At 64.9% G+C, this 15,429-nt stretch carries 9 protein-coding genes; 3 read left to right on the top strand and 6 right to left on the bottom strand.

Going from position 1 to position 15,429, the window contains the following annotated elements; all coding sequences use genetic code 11:
- Positions 1–49 precede the first annotated feature (49 nt).
- Both AWB74_RS30650 and AWB74_RS30645 read left to right on the top strand, forming a co-directional pair.
- The gene (locus tag AWB74_RS30650; protein ID WP_061150431.1) at positions 50–2,023 is read left to right on the top strand and encodes a zinc ribbon domain-containing protein; all 1,974 of its coding nucleotides are present in this window, start codon (positions 50–52) and stop codon (positions 2,021–2,023) included.
- Between the two features lie 188 nt (positions 2,024–2,211).
- Positions 2,212–3,348 (top strand): TAXI family TRAP transporter solute-binding subunit, encoded by a 1,137-nt coding sequence (locus AWB74_RS30645; protein ID WP_087039300.1) that lies wholly within the window; start codon positions 2,212–2,214, stop codon positions 3,346–3,348.
- A gap of 9 nt (positions 3,349–3,357) precedes the next feature.
- Here the strand turns inward: AWB74_RS30645 and pdxR are convergent, their stop codons facing one another.
- The 4 genes from pdxR to AWB74_RS30625 all read right to left on the bottom strand — a co-directional run bounded on the left by pdxR (position 3,358) and on the right by AWB74_RS30625 (position 7,569).
- A complete protein-coding gene (gene pdxR, locus AWB74_RS30640) occupies positions 3,358–4,809 on the bottom strand; it encodes a MocR-like pyridoxine biosynthesis transcription factor PdxR (RefSeq protein ID WP_061150381.1) in 1,452 nt (483 codons plus the stop codon).
- A gap of 79 nt (positions 4,810–4,888) precedes the next feature.
- A complete protein-coding gene (locus tag AWB74_RS30635; RefSeq protein WP_061150380.1) occupies positions 4,889–5,761 on the bottom strand; it encodes a glycosyltransferase family 25 protein in 873 nt (290 codons plus the stop codon).
- 115 nt (positions 5,762–5,876) lie between these two features.
- The gene (locus AWB74_RS30630; RefSeq protein WP_061150379.1) at positions 5,877–6,155 is read right to left on the bottom strand and encodes a helix-turn-helix domain-containing protein; all 279 of its coding nucleotides are present in this window, start codon (positions 6,153–6,155) and stop codon (positions 5,877–5,879) included.
- Positions 6,145–7,569: an aminotransferase-like domain-containing protein gene (locus tag AWB74_RS30625; protein WP_061150378.1), complete on the bottom strand. Its 1,425-nt coding sequence runs from the start codon at positions 7,567–7,569 to the stop codon at positions 6,145–6,147. The genes AWB74_RS30630 and AWB74_RS30625 overlap by 11 nt, the downstream gene beginning before the upstream one ends.
- A 149-nt stretch (positions 7,570–7,718) precedes the next feature.
- On the opposite strand from AWB74_RS30625, the gene AWB74_RS30620 reads away from it, so the two are divergent.
- The gene (locus AWB74_RS30620; protein WP_061150377.1) at positions 7,719–10,055 is read left to right on the top strand and encodes an FdhF/YdeP family oxidoreductase; all 2,337 of its coding nucleotides are present in this window, start codon (positions 7,719–7,721) and stop codon (positions 10,053–10,055) included.
- Positions 10,056–10,518: 463 nt separating this feature from the next.
- On the opposite strand, the gene AWB74_RS30610 is transcribed toward AWB74_RS30620, so the two are convergent.
- Entirely contained in the window at positions 10,519–13,257 is a 2,739-nt protein-coding gene (locus AWB74_RS30610; protein WP_061150429.1) for an MGH1-like glycoside hydrolase domain-containing protein, read from the bottom strand.
- 84 nt (positions 13,258–13,341) lie between these two features.
- A complete protein-coding gene (locus tag AWB74_RS30605) occupies positions 13,342–15,264 on the bottom strand; it encodes an amylo-alpha-1,6-glucosidase (protein WP_061150375.1) in 1,923 nt (640 codons plus the stop codon).
- Positions 15,265–15,429 lie beyond the last annotated feature (165 nt).

Below are 15,429 nucleotides of genomic sequence, written 5' to 3'. Positions count from 1 at the left end.
GCCACGCGAAATCGGCAAGCTCACGCACCTGTCCTTCGAGGGCTCCAGCATGACCACGCGTCTGACGTTTCCCGCATCCATGTTCTCCGTCGTCTGCCAGCGGTGCGGCAGCACGGTGCGCAAGAACGCCGACAGTTGCCCCAATTGCGGCGCCGACCGCAGCGCCGCGTTCGGCCAGAAGCGCGAGGCCCGCGCGGAGAAGCCGCGCGCGCAAATGTTCGAAGAGGCGGCCGCGCCGCTCGCATCGGCTGCGGCTTCCGCAACCCATTCCGCAGGCTCGATGGGCGCGCACGGGAGTTCTTCCGAGCGCGGGTCCGAACGCGTCGAGCCGGGCATGCGCTCGCGCTGGACGGAGCGCGCGAGCGAGCGCATCGCCCAGAAAGCGGCGGAATATCGCACGCGCCGTGCCGAGGAATCCGCGCGCAACGCCTACGCCGAATCCAGCAACGATTGGGACGCCCTGCCCGGCTCCGAGCGCTGGAACCAGAAGAAGACGATCATCGCGGGCGGATGCGGCCTCGTTTTGGTGCTCGGCGCGATGTTCTACTACCAGCTCGGCGATTCCGACAACGTCGGCACGCCTTCCGCCGAACACAGCGTCTCGGGCGCGATCGACTCGAAGGTCGGCGCACTGATGCGCGGCGCGACCGGCACATCCGATATGCCCGCCGCACCCGCAACGACCGAGCAGCGCGCGCCGACCATGACCCGCGCCCCCGCTTCCGGCGATGCGCTGCAGGACGTGCGCTTCGCGCTCGATCAACACGATCTCGCGAGCGCCCGTGCGCTAATGAGGGTCCTGCCGGCGCAGCAACAGGCGCGCGCGGACTACGAATCCCTGAAGGACGAGCTCGTCAAGCGCGAATCGCAGCGCGACGCCGCGTTGCAGCTCGCGCGCGCCTGCGAGCGGACCTCCGCCTGGGCGTGCGTGCAGCAGAATGCGGGCGAGGCGCTCGCGCTCGACGGCAGCAACATCGAATCGCAAGCGATGCTCGAGCGCGTGATCTCGCATGCGGGCTGGCTCGCACCGACGGCGGCAGCCGCGCTTGCGAAGAGGATGCCCGGCACGGCGCCCTCCGCAGGCGACACGACGAACACGGCCGCCGCAGCCGCGCCGCGGGCCGGCGCCGCCGCGCCCGCACCCGTTCCCGCTCAGGCAAACGTTGCAGCGGCCGCGCCCGGTGCGAAACCGAACGTCCTTGCGCAGAAACCTGCAACGGAGCGCCGCGCGGGGCAACGCAGCACTGCCGCACGCCAGGCCGAGGAAGACGCGCGGGCGGAGAAGATCGCGCGAGCCCAGGCGGCGACCAGCGCGCTCACCGCGTCGATCATGCCGCCCCTGCCGCCTACCGTCGCCACGACGATGACGGCGCCCGCGCCTTCCACGCAGGCGCCCAGGCAAGCGCCGGCGCCATCGGCACAGGCTGCGGCGCCATCGTCGCAGCAGCCGGCGGCGAAGAGCAACGCGGCGCCCGTCACGCAGGCAGCGCGCGCGCCTTACTACCTCGGCGACGAAGAAGCGCAGCCTTCCGGCGCGGCCAGCGCCCGGAGTACGAACCCGCGCGCACCCTACTATCTCGGTGACGAGCCGGCGCAGACCACACGTCCGGCCAACTCGCGCGGCGCGTATTACCTCGGCGAAGATCCGCCGCAGCCGTCCGCGCCGGCTCCGCGCGCCTCCGCGCCGCGCGCGGCTCAACCCGCGAACCAGAGCAGCGCGCTGCCGCCTGCCACCTCGACGATGCAAGCCGCCGTGCCGCGCACGCCCGCAGCCAGCGCACAGCCGGTCGCCCAGACAGCCACCGCTCAGCCGCAGCGCGTCCCGGTCGTCAGCCAGCCCGCCGCGCAGGCGAGCGCCGCGCCGCGCAGCGCGCAGCCGGCAACCGCCGCAACGGCGTCGCCCCCGTTTGCCGCCATGCCGGCGGGCTCGCATCTGGACTCCGACAAGACCGAGGAGCTCGAGCGCGCCATCAAGCAATACGGCTGGAGCGGCGGCGCACCGTCGCCGAAGCCGTCGCGTTAAAAAATAAAGAACGACGCAAGAACAAGTACATACAGAGACATCGGCACGGAAGGCACACACGCCACGCGGCTTCGCGTGAAGACGCATGTGAATGACCGTGCATGAGCAGATTGCGCGCGCCGCGAATGACTACCCGCATCGCGCGAGTTTAAAAAGCACCCGTTCCAACTCCGATCAAAGGGTCAATCATGTTCACCACGAAATGCATGCGCAACGCCGCACGGGGCGCGCTGGCGCTTCTCGCCATCGCCGGGCTGGCCGGCGCGGGATCGAGCTTCGCCGCCGATCCGATTCCCTACAAGATCACCACGGGCCAGGAACGCGGCACGTATATCCAGATCGGTCAGGACCTGTCGAAGTACGTGGCGGAGCCGGCGGGCATCGAACTGGAAGTGCTGCCGTCGAAAGGATCGGCGGAAAACGTGCAGCGCATGCGCTACGAACCCGGCGTGAAGTTCGCGCTGGTGCAATCGGACGTGTATCAGGCGTACATGGACATGGCGACCTCGGGCAACGCCGACGCCGGCAAGATCATCAAGCCGCTGCGGCTCATCATGCCGCTCTACGACGAAGAGATTTATTTCGTCACGCGCGCCGATTCGCCGATGAAGTACATCCACGAGATCAAGGGCAAGAACATCAGCGTCGGGCCGATCGGCAGCGGCACGGCGCAATCGGCGGAGACGCTGTATCGGCTGATGTTCGGCGAGCCGATCGCCGATGCGAACGAGCAGCATCTCAACAACGAGGATTCGCTCGCGCGGCTGATCGTCGGCAAGATCGATGTCGCGGTGATCGTCGCGGGGCAGCCCGCGAAGCTCTTTCAGGACATGAATCCCGAGTTGCTGAAGCAGATCAAGCTGCTGCGCCTCGATTCCGGCGCGCAGGAAACCGCGCGCGCGAAGCAGACGTACTTCCCCGCGACGATCCGCACGTCGAGCTATCCGAACTGGATTCAGGAAGACACGCCGACGCTCACCGTGAAAGCATTCCTCGTGACCTACGATTACGGCTTGCGCGGCACGGTCGGCGCGCTGTCGAAGTTCGCCGATTCGCTGTGCGCGAACTTCGACACGCTGCAGGCGCAGGGCCATCCGAAGTGGAAGCAGGTGCATCTCGAACTGCCGCCGCTCACGAAGGGCTGGAAATACTATCCGCCGATGGAAAAGCACTTGCGCGCGTGCATCGCGCAGCGCACGGCGGCGGCCGAGCAGTCGCAGAATCCGGCGCGCAAGGTCGCAACGCGTCAGGACGCGGCCGCGCAGAAGCCCAAAAAGGAGAGCTGCAGCGCACAGGAAAAGCTGCTGCTGTTGTGCGATCAGTGACGCGCGAAGCTAGCGCCTGAGCGTCGGCATGAGCGCGGCGAGGCGCGTCATGCCACGCTCGATCGCGTCGACGGTCGTGGCTCCATAGCCGAACAGCATGCCTTGCTGCGCAGGCTCGCCCGCGTAATACGCACCAATGCCGTACAGCCCGACCGACGCCTCGCGCGCCGCCGCGACCACGTCATCTTCACGCAATGAGCCGTTCAGCCGCGCGACGAGATGGATGCCCGCCGTTGCGGGCAGCGGCTCGAACCACGGCGCGAGCTCGCCGCGCAAGCGCTCGATCAGCACCGCGCGCCGCGCCGCGTACGCCTTGTGCATGCGGCGCAGATGCTTCGCGTATTCGCCATCGAGCATGAATGCGCCGAGCGCCGTTTGCGTCAGCATGCAACTGTGCCAGTCGCAGATCTGCTTCGCGGTCCAGAGCGGCTCCGACAGTGTCGCGGGCGGCACCACGTAGCCGAGCCGCAGATCGGGAAACAGCGTCTTCGAGAACGTGCCCAGATACGCGACGAGCCCCGCGCGATCCAGACTCTTCAGCGATTCCACCGGCCGGCCTTCGAAGCGGAATTCGCCGTCGTAGTCATCCTCGACGATCACCGCGCCGCGCTTCGCGGCCCACTCGAGCAGCTCGATGCGCCGCTCCAGGCTCATCGGCATGCCGAGCGGAAACTGGTGCGACGGCGTCACGTAGACGAGGCGCGTATTGCGCGGCAGTTTCTCCACGACGATGCCCTCGCCGTCCACCGGCACATGCGCGAGGCGCGCGCCCAGCGCCGCGAAGAGCGCGCGCGCGGGCGGATAGCCCGGCTCTTCGACCGCGACGACATCGCCCGGCTGGATCACGACGCGCGCGAGCAGGTCGAGCGCCTGCTGCGCGCCCTGCGTCACGAGCACGTCCTGCCAGTTGCACACGACCGCGCGGCTGAATGCGAGATAGCGCGCGATGCCGAGACGAAGCTCCTGCTCGCCGCCCGGATCGCGATAACCCGCGACGCCGCCGTTCGTGCGAGCCTGCGTGCGCAGCGCCTGATTCAGGCAGCGCCGCCAGGCATCGTAGGGAAAGAGCGATTTTTCGGTCACGCCGCCCTTGAAGTCGCAGTCGAGCGTTTCGCGGGCGGGCGGCATCGGCATCGCCATGCGCTCGGGCATCTTGCGCCAGATGCCGCTCGCGCGGGCGCGGGACGAGACCGGTTCGGTCAGCGCGGAAGGCAGCCGCGTGAGCCCTTCCGCGACAAAGGTGCCGTCGCCCGCGCGGGTGCGCAGAAAACCTTCCGCGATCAGGCGCTCGAAGACTTCGAGCGTGGTCTTGCGCGACACGCCGAGTTGCGCGGCGAGATCGCGCGTGGACGGCAGACGCGCATTCGCCGCGAGCCGCCCTTCGATGATGCCCGCGCGCAACTGGCCGTAGATCTGGCCGGTCAGGTCGCGGCGGCCGTGGAGGGTGATGTGGATGTCCAAGGAGTTCTGCCGGAAGTCCGCGCTTCGAGTGGCTACCTTAGCATGCGTATTTCCGTCTGTATCCTGAGGCCGGATCCGCTTACTGGGCTGCCCACAAGGATTCGTACATTCTCATGGTCAGCCGATACTCCGGCGAAGCGGGTGCGTCGCAAAGGAGGGGTTCGACTTCGTCCTGCACGATGCCGGGATTGCTCGCGAACAGCATGCGCCGAATCGCGCCCGTCAGACGACTCTGCCGCTCGCCCAACAACTGCGCCTGATCGAGTTCGCCATATTCGATCGTCGACTGGCTCATGTATTTTGGCGTGACGAGAAACGGTACGGTGATGTTCGCCTTCAGCGCGCCGGAGGCGATCCAGTCGCGATACAGAATATCGATCGGCATGTGCGCTTCCTGCGTGGCTTCGAAAAGCCGGCGCAAGCTGGCCTTGCCTTTCGGCGTGACCACATACCCCGCGGCGCAGAAAGCATAGATCGTTCGCGCATCGGGAAAGCCGATGCCGTCGAGCTGGTGGCGGTCCGGTTCGGCTGCGTCCGCTATCTTCCGATTGCGCATGTAACGTTCAGTGGTCCTGATCAGCAGCGGAATCTGATCGAAGAACGGACTGCAATCCAGAAAGAAGATGTCGAGTTCCGGCGTACTGTCGATGATATTGCTGATCACGCCTTCGTTTATGATGTCCGGAAAGTGGCGGCTGATGTCTACGTCGTCCTCGAGAATCACGGTCGCGGATGCTTCGTCAGCCTGAAGAATGACCTGCTCGTGCGAACGGCGGCATGCCCACACACCGTTCTGGCCGGTATTGTCGAACGGCCCTTCCAGCGCGCCGTTCACCGCGGGAAAGCGCCGGATGAAGTGGCCGCATCCGAGATCTTCGAGTTGCCGGTTCATCGACGCACGCCGATCCTCACTCCGGTCGAGGTTGATGAAGTAACCGTCAACTTTGATCATCTAGATACCTGCTCGCAGCCATATCCGCTGCTCATATACAAAGAATTTGCGAGCATATCCGTTGAACTCAATCAAAGTCCATAGCCTCCAACGAAACTGACAAAAACGCTCCGTTTCAGTTTCTGGCGTCCGATGCGTTGTCGCCGAATACTGATTGACTAAGCGCCACACCCTCCTCCGTCAACCACGCGTGTCCCGTGCCTTCCTCGCTCATCTGCACCTCGGCCAGCCCGCCATCCGCCAGCCCGGTCAGTTGCCGCCGCAATGCGCTCATCGGCAGGTCGGACTGCTTCGCGAGCTTCGCCAGCGACCATGCGCGCCCCGGCGTCTCGCTGTGCGCCCGCCAAAGCTGCGCCAGCACGGCGACGAGCGCCGGATCGATGTCATCGTTCACTTGAGAACTCCTTCACCAGCGCGCCGAGCCGCTGCAACGCGGCTTCGCTCTGCGATGTCCACGGATAACTGTAGTTGAGCCGGATGAAGTGGCTGAACGCATTGCGCGTCGAAAACATATAGCCCGGCCCGATGGTGATGCCGCAATCGAGCGCCGCGCGATATAGCCGCATCGAATCGACGCGCTCCGGCAGCTCGACCCACAGCACGTAGCCGCCCTGCGGGACGGACATTCGCGTGCCCGCCGGGAAGAACCGTTCGACCATCGCGCTCATGATGCGCGACTGCTGCCGGTACAGCTTGCGCACGCGCCGCAAATGCCGGTCGTAGCCATCCTGACGCAGATAATCCGCGATCGCGACCTGCGGCACGGACGGCGTCGTGAGCGTATTGAGGAATTTGAGCTTCTCGACCTGCGCGCGATACCGCCCGGGCATAGCCCAGCCGATCCGGTACGACGCCGTCAGGCTCTTCGAAAACGATGCGCAATGCAGCACGAGCCCTTTCGTGTCGAAGTTCTTGAGCGTCGACGGGCGTGCATCGCCGTAATAGAGCTCGTGATACACATCGTTTTCGATGACCGGAATCTCGTGCGCCGACAGCAGCTCGACGAGCCGGCGCTTGCGCTCGTCCGGCATCTGGAAGCCGAGCGGATTCTGAAAGTTCGGCATCACCATGCACGCGGCGATCTTTCTGCGCGCGATGATCTGCGCGAGCGCTTCGATATCGATGCCCTCCGCCGGATGCGTCGGCACTTCGATCGCGCGCATGCCGAGGCGCTCGATCGCGTGCAGCATCGCGTAGTAGGTCGGCGATTCGACCGCGACCGTGTCGCCCGGTTTCGCGACCGCCTGCAGGCTCAGATTGATCGCCTCGGTCGCACCGACGGTGATCACGATCTCATCCGGGTCGACCGGCACGCCGTTTTCCGCATAGCGCCGCGCGATCTGGCGAATCAGCTCGGGATTGCCCGGCGGCAGATCGTCGATGAGATTCCAGGTCGCATGCCGCCGCGCGATCGCGTTCGCATACTGGTTGATGCGCCGCCACGGGAACGGCTCGGGATCGGGATACGGCGAGCCGAACGGAACGGCGTCGTGCGCGCGGATGCTGCGCAAGGTCGAGAGCACGAGCCGGCTCACATCGACCTCCGACGCGACGGCCATCGCGCGTGCCGGACGCTTAGGCTCGGCCTTCAGCGTTTCCGGCTTCGCACGCACGAAGTAGCCGGACTGCGGGCGCGTCTCCAGAATGCCGCGGCTTTCCAGGATCGCGTAGGCGTGCAGCACGGTCTTGATGCTCACGTCGTAGCGCTGGCTGGCCTGCCGCACCGACGCGATTTTCTCGCCCGGCGCGAACACGCCGCGGCGCACGGCTTCCTCGATTTCATCGGCGAGCTTCTCGTAGAGCTTCAACGCGCGTTTTCCTTTCTGCTCGATATGAGTCGCAGTCTATGTCAAAACGTCGCAACTGTATCCCTCCGATTTCGCATTTTCTGTGCGCCGCGCTCGATTCGGAACACAGTACGCTTGAGTCATCGCATGCTCCGCCTTGAACCATCGCCATGAAGAAGCCTGAAGCCCGCATCGAACCGCGCATCGAGCCCCGCATCAAGCCCTATACGCATCCCGCCGCCGGCTGGGGCGCGCTGAAGCAGGTCGCCATCAATCTCGTCAAGGAGAGAGTCGCGGGCGGCAATTACCGGACGCTCTTCAGGCAGAACCAGCCCGACGGCTTCGATTGCCCCGGCTGCGCATGGCCGGACCGCGAGCACGCATCGACCTTCGAGTTCTGCGAGAACGGCGTGAAGGCCGTCGCCGCCGAGGCGACGAGCAAGCGCGTCACGCCCGCGTTCTTCGAAGCGAACACAGTGGCGTCGCTGATGACGCAAACGGATTACGAACTGGAGCAGCACGGACGGCTGACCGATCCGCTCGTCTACGATGCGAAGCGCGACCGCTATGTGCCGATCGAATGGGAGCAGGCGTTCGAGCTGATCGCCTGGCATCTGAAGAAGCTGCACGATCCGAATCAGGCGGCGTTCTATACGTCGGGACGCGCGAGCAACGAAGCCGCGTTTCTCTATCAATTGTTCGTGCGCATGTACGGCACCAACAATTTCCCCGATTGCTCGAACATGTGCCACGAAGCGACGAGCCGCGGCTTGCCGCACACGGTCGGCATCGGCAAGGGCACGGTCACGCTCGACGATTTCGAGCACGCCGACACGCTGCTGATCTTCGGCCAGAATCCGGCGACGAACCATCCACGCATGCTCGGCGAATTGCGCGATTGCGCGAAGCGCGGCGCGACCATCGTGTCGATCAATCCGCTGAAGGAGCGCGGCCTCGAACGCTTCGCGAGCCCGCAGCACGCGCTCGACATGCTGTCGCCGAAGGGCGTGAAGATCAGTTCGGTGTTCATCCGCCCCAAGGTGGGCGGCGACTTCGCTTTGATCAAGGGTGTGGCCAAGCGCGTGATCGAACTGGATGACGAAGCGCGCGCCAACGGCGGCGAGCGCGTGCTCGACATCGACTTCATTGCGGAGCATACGGTCGGCTTCGACGCGTTCGCCGACGACCTGCGCGCCGAAAGCTGGGATGCGATCGTCGCGGAATCGGGCGTGGACATGGACGGCATCCTCCAGCTCGCCGATATCTACGCAAAGGGCCGCGCGGTCATCGCAACATGGGGCATGGGCCTCACGCAGCACAAGAATTCGGTGCCGACGATTCAGCTCCTGTCGAACCTGATGATGATGCGCGGCAATATCGGCCGGCGCGGCGCGGGGCTATGCCCGGTGCGCGGCCATTCGAACGTGCAGGGCGACCGCACGGTGGGCATCGAGGAAAAGCCGACGCAGGCGTTTCTCGACCGGCTCGGCGCGGCCTACGACTTCGCGCCGCCGCGCGAGCACGGCTACGATGTGGTCGAAACGATTCACGCGATGCTCGAAGGCAAGGTGAAGGTGTTCATCGGGCTCGGCGGCAATTTTTCGATCGCGACGCCCGACACGCCGCGCACCTGGGAAGCGATGCGCGCGTGCGACCTCACCGTGCACATCACGACCAAGCTCAATCGCAGTCATCTCGTGCACGGCCGCGACGCGCTCATTCTTCCGACGCTCGGCCGCACGGAGATCGACTCGCAAAACGGCGTACCGCAAGGCGTGACGGTCGAGGATTCGATGAGCATGGTGCACATCTCCTACGGCATGAACAAGCCGGCGTCGCCGAACCTGCTGTCCGAAGTGGCGATCGTCGCGCGCATGGCGGATGCGGCGCTCGGCTCCGGCAAGGTCGACTGGCGCGCGCACGCGAACGACTACGCGCTGATTCGCGACGGCATCGAGAAAGTGATCGACGGCTTCGAGCGCTACAACGAGCGTCTGAAGCAGCCGGGCGGCTTCCATCTCGGCGTGGCCTCGCGCGATCGCGTCTGGAAGACGCCGAGCGGCAAGGCGCAGTTCATCGTGCACGAGATCGCCTTCGATACACCGATCCACCGCGCCCGCGCCCTTCACGGCGAGCGCCTGATGACGCTCATGACCACGCGCTCGCACGATCAGTACAACACAACGATCTACGGCCTCGACGATCGCTACCGCGGCGTGTACGGGCAGCGGCACGTTCTGTTCGCGAACCGCGAGGACATCGACATGCTTGGCTTCGAGCCTGGCGAACTCGTGGACATCACGAGCGTCTGGGACGACGGTGTAGTGCGCCGCGTGGACGGCTTTACGCTGGTCGAGTACGACATTCCGCGTGGCTGCCTCGGTGCGTACTATCCGGAGACCAACCCGCTCGTGCCGTTGTCGTCGGTCGCGGATGGCGCCGGCACGCCAACGTCGAAGTCCATTCCCGTGCTGTTGACGTCGTCGCTTCAGGCCGCGGCTGCCTGAAGACCGCATCCGCCGACATGCCGCACAGCGCGTGCAGACGTGCCCTCTGCAGCCGGCGGATGCGGCGTTCGAGCGCCTGCGCGCCGCTGAACCGGCGATCGACGAATGCGCCCAGCGTGGCGAGAATCAAGACCCATGCGATCGACCCGGCAGCGATGCTATTGAATTCACTGCTGAACCACACGCCGCCCAGCATGGCGGCAGCGAACACGAGCATGACCCATGCGAATGGCGGACACTGCTCGTTCTCGAAGTGGGCAATCCCGAAGACGCCCATACGCAACTGGTAACCGCTCACGGAATAGGCATTGATGGAATTATTCATTCCGTTCTCCAAACTGTTCTGGATTTGTGTTTCACAAATTTACCCAGTTGGAGACACAAGCAATACAAGACTATTCCGAACTACAGTTTCGGCGTAACACTGTTGACTTTTAGTGAAACGCCGAAACTTCAAGGCCCGCTATTTCGCGCCCGCAAACTCCTGAATGTCCGCATCGGCTTCGCCGGCGAGCGGCACCACACCCGAGGGCCCCGTCGCATGCGGCTGCAGCAGCAGCGCGACCAGTCCGCTCCAGCCGGTCTGATGCGATGCGCCCACGCCGCGCCCATTGTCGCCGTGAAAGTATTCGTGAAAAAGCACGAGATCGCGCGAGCGCGGATCGGCCTGCAGCAGCGGGTACGCCGCCATCACGGGCCGCTCGCCGTTCTTGTCGAGCAGAAACAGCGTCGTCACGCGGCGCGCGAGTTCGTCGGCGATCTGCGCGAGCGAGAACTTCTGCCCTGAGCCCGTCGGATACTCGACGCGGAAATCATCGCCGTAATAGCGATGAAACTCGTGAATCGATTCGATCAACAGATAGTTGACCGGCATCCACACCGGGCCGCGCCAGTTCGAATTGCCGCCGAACACGCGTGAGTCCGATTCGGCCGGCAGGTAACGGATGCTGAAGCTCTCGCTGTTGTGATAGAAGACGAACGGGTTATCGAGATGCACGCGCGAGAGCGCGCGCACGCCGTGATCGGAGAGGAATTCGGTTTCGTCGAGCATGCGCTTCAGCAGCGCCTTCATGCGGTGTCCGCGCAACAGCGACAACAGGACGCTGTTGCCCTGCCCCGACACGTTCCAGCGCGACACGAGCCGCGCGAGATCGGTGCGATGCTCCAGGAACCAGTGCAGGCGCTCGCGCAGTTCCGGCAGCGAGCGGTACACCTTCGGTTCCAGCACATGCACGGCGAAGAGCGGAATGAGCCCGACGATGGAGCGGATGCGCATCGGCACGTTGGAGCCGTCCGGCAGGCGCAGCTTGTCGTAGAAGAATTCGTCTTCGCTGTCCCAGAGTCCCGTGTCGCAGTTGTCCTCGCAGCTGACCGCTTCCGCGATATACAGAAAGTGCTCGAAGAACTTCACCGCGATATCGACGAACACCTTGTTCGCATACGCGAGCTCCAGCGCGATACGCATCAGGTCGAGCGCATACGCGGCCATCCATGCGGTGCCATCGGCCTGATCGATGTGACCGCCTGTCGGAAGCGGCGACGAGCGATCGAAGATGCCGACGTTGTCCAGCCCGAGAAAGCCGCCCTGAAAGATGTTCTTGCCGTCGGCGTCCTTGCGGTTCACCCACCACGAAAAATTCAGCAGCAGCTTGTGGAACACGAGTTCCAGAAAATCGCGATCGCCATGGCCGGTGATCGCCCGGTCGATCTCGTAGACGCGCCATGTCGCCCATGCGTGCACGGGCGGGTTCGCATCGCTGAACGCCCATTCGTAGGCGGGCAACTGGCCATTCGGATGCTGATAGCGGTCCTTCACGAGCAATAGCAACTGCCGCTTCGCGAACTCGGGATCGATCAGCGCGAACGCGGCCGCATGGAACGCGAGATCCCACGACGCGTACCACGGATACTCCCACTTGTCCGGCATCGATACGATGTCCGCGTTGCACAGATGCCGCCAGTCCGCGTTGCGCCCGGCGCGCCGCTGTTTCGGCGGCTTCGGCTGGAGCGGATCGCCGTCGAGCCAGCGCGTGACGTCGAACTGGTAGTACTGCTTCGACCACAGCATGCCCGCGAGCGCCTGTCGCTGGACGAGCCGCTGATCGGCATCGGCGATGTCGTGTTGCAGCGCGCCGTAGAACTCGTCCGCTTCCGCGAGCCGGCGCGCGAAGAGCGCATCGGCATCGAGCGGTACGGCGTCCGGCGCGGATTCCGGCCGCCAGCGCAGATACACCACGGCCTTGCCGTGCGCCTTGAGTTCGAGATGCGCGTGCGCCGCCGCGCGCGTGCCGGTGTCGCGGCGGATCGCGTCTTCGTCGTGATTCAGGAGGTAATCGTTGAAGCCGTCCTTGAACGGTCCCGCGCCTTCCATGCGAAAGAGTCGCCGAACGTTGGTCTCGTTTTCGCAGAACAGCCATTCGATGTTCGCGCCATCCGGCGACCATGCGGTGACGACCATCGGCTCGTGGCTGCCCTGTTGCGCGAGCACATACGTGCCTTCGCCCGCCACCGTCTCGATCTTCAGCGACGGCTTGACCGGCGCCGCCTTCCACGACCACGTGTTGCGCGCCCAGATCTGCGGCAGCACGTCGATCGGTGCGGCGACGTTGCCGCGATTCTCGATCGTCACGCGCATCAGGATGTCGTCGGCGGTGTGCTTCGCGTATTCGACCTGCACGTCGAAGTAGCGCTCGTCGTCGAACACGCCGGTGTCGAGCACTTCGTACTCGGGCATGTCGGCGCCACGGCGCGCGTTTTCATCGACGAGATCGGCGTACGGAAACGCCGCATGCGGATACTTGTAGAGCATGCGCATGTAGGAATGCGTCGGCGTGCCGTCGATGTAGAAGTAGAGTTCCTTGACGTCCTCGCCGTGATTGCCTTCCTGGTTCGTCAGACCGAAGAGCCGCTCCTTGATGATCGGATCGCAGCCGTTCCAGAGCGCGAGCGAGATGCACCAGTTGAGCTTGTCGTCGCCGAAGCCGGCAATACCGTCCTCGCCCCATCGATACGCGCGGCTGCGCGCATGATCGTGTGGAAGGTATTCCCACGCGGTGCCGAATTCGCTGTAATCCTCGCGCACCGTACCCCATTGACGCTCGCTCAGATACGGTCCCCAGCGCTGCCAGCGCGAGCATTCCTTCGAATGCAGCCGCGAGCCTTCGACGGTATCGATCTGATTGACGGGGCGCGATTTCGGCATGAGGCTCTCCTCGTTGGCGGCGTGCAGGCCGGCGGGCAAGACTCGTAATTTAGCGCGTTTGATGTCGGCACGCGCGCCGCGCGCTCAAGTCCCGCCGAGCAGCTTTTCGATGCGCATCAACTCCGCGAGCGACCACGCCTGGAACGGCGTGCCGCCGGGCGTGTAAGGCGCGTCGGCATCGGCGACTTCGCTGATGTGATCGAGGCCGTAGCGATCCAGATGCGCATACAGCGGCGTCAGAAAACGCTCGCGTGCGCCCGCTGCGCCGTGCACGCGCACCCACGCCTCGACGAACGGGCCGATCAGCCACGGCCACACGGTGCCTTCGTGATACGCGCCGTCGCGGTCGAGCACGCCGCCCGCATAGTGCGCCTTGTAGGCCGGATCGGACGGCGCGAGCGTGCGCAGCCCGAGCGGCGTCAGAAGCTGCGTTTCGACCTGTTCGACGACGGCGCGCGCGATCTCGCCATCGACGAGCGGAAACGGCAATCCGCCGACCGCGAAGATCTGATTCGGCCGGATGGCGTGATCGATCTTGCCGGGCGCGTGATCGGCGTCGATCACGTCGAAGAGCGTGTGCGTATCCGGATCGACGAAGCGCGCCGTGAACGATGCGCGCGCCTGATCGCACAACGCCTGCCAGCGCGGATTCCATGCGCTCGCGATGGACAGCGCGTTGATCCACAGCGCCTGAATCTCGACCGGCTTGCCGATGCGCGGCGTGACGACCCAGTCGCCCGCTTTCGCGTCCATCCACGTCAGTTGCACGCCGGGAACGCCCGCGCGCAGCAGGCCGTCCGTATCGGCGGCGATGTTGAAGCGCGTGCCGCGCGAATAGCCGTCGAGGATCGCGTCGGCGGCGCGTTGCAGCCGGCTCGTGGTCGCGGCGTGCGCGTGCCCCGTCGCCAGATAGTCGTGCACGGCGACGACGAACCACAGCGAGGCATCGACGGAGTTGTATTCCGGCAGGCCGCCGCTGTCGGGGAAGCGGTTCGGCACCATGCCTTCGGAGATCGTGTCGGCCCATTCGAGCAGGATCGATTCCGCTTCCTGATGCCGGCCCGACGCGAGCAGCAGGCCGCGCATCGAGATGAAGGTGTCGCGACCCCAGTCGGTGAACCACGGAAAGCCCGCGATGATCGTTTTGCCGACGTTGCGCGTGACGACGTACGCATCGGCGCTGCGCGCGAGCCGCGAGCCGAGCGCCGCGCGGCGTTCCGTTTCCCGCGACGCGAGACGCGCTGCGTGTTCTTTTGCACTGTCTTCGAACGGCTTCTCGTGACCGGAGTGTGCGTGCAGGATCAACACCGCTTCGTCGTGGGAAAGATCGAAGGTGAAGACGCCGGGCGCCGCGAGGTCTTCGATGAAATCGAGACCGCGCTCGCGTTCGCGCACGTAGCAGAAGTTGCGGTACCAGTCGGGCGCGTGTGCGTAGGCGCCGTTCGATGTCGCGCAGATCGTGGGCAGATCGCCGTAGGGTTGCCATTGCACGCGTTCGCCTTCGAGCGTGGCGTCGAAGGAAAATGCGGGATTTTCGTGATGCAGCGCGTGGTAGTCGCGGCCCGACAGGAGCGGACGCACTTCGAGTTTTGCGAGGGTGTTCGATGCGTTCTCGATGCGCCAGCGCAGCACGGTCTCGCGGGTTTCCTTCGCGACGAACGTTTCCGCGATCACGGTCGTGTTGTCATCGATTTGATAGCGCCAGGTGGGCCACGGATCGGTGTCGAAGGAGAGCAGACTCGCGGAGGTGTCGGGATAGAGCACGTCGGGGGCGTAGCGCTGCATCGTCAGAGGGAAGCGTGTGCCGTTCATGTCGAGCCAGGCTCCGATGCCGTTGACGAGTACGACGCGGCCGGCGGGCGGTTGGGTCGCTGTGAGCAGCAGCGCGTGGTAGCGACGCGTGCGCGTTGTGCCGACCGTGCCGGAAGCGAAGCCGCCGCTGGCGTCGGGTTCTAGCCATTCGGCTTCCTGGTCTTGTCCGTCGATGGGGCGGGTTAGTCGGGTCATTTGGCTTTGCGCTTCTATGAAAACCTGCTTTCGCGTCGGTTTATTTGCTTCGCCCCTATGCGGGGCGGCAGTCACTTTCTTTGCTGCTGTGTATAGACCGGAGACATGGGTAACACCTGTTCCAGGACATGGGTAACACTTCCGGACGAATGGTTCGTCCGGGAG

Origin of the sequence: Caballeronia arvi (assembly GCF_001544695.2) — a bacterium.
Lineage (GTDB): Bacteria > Pseudomonadota > Gammaproteobacteria > Burkholderiales > Burkholderiaceae > Caballeronia > Caballeronia arvi.
This window is presented reverse-complemented; position numbering and strand designations above follow the sequence as displayed.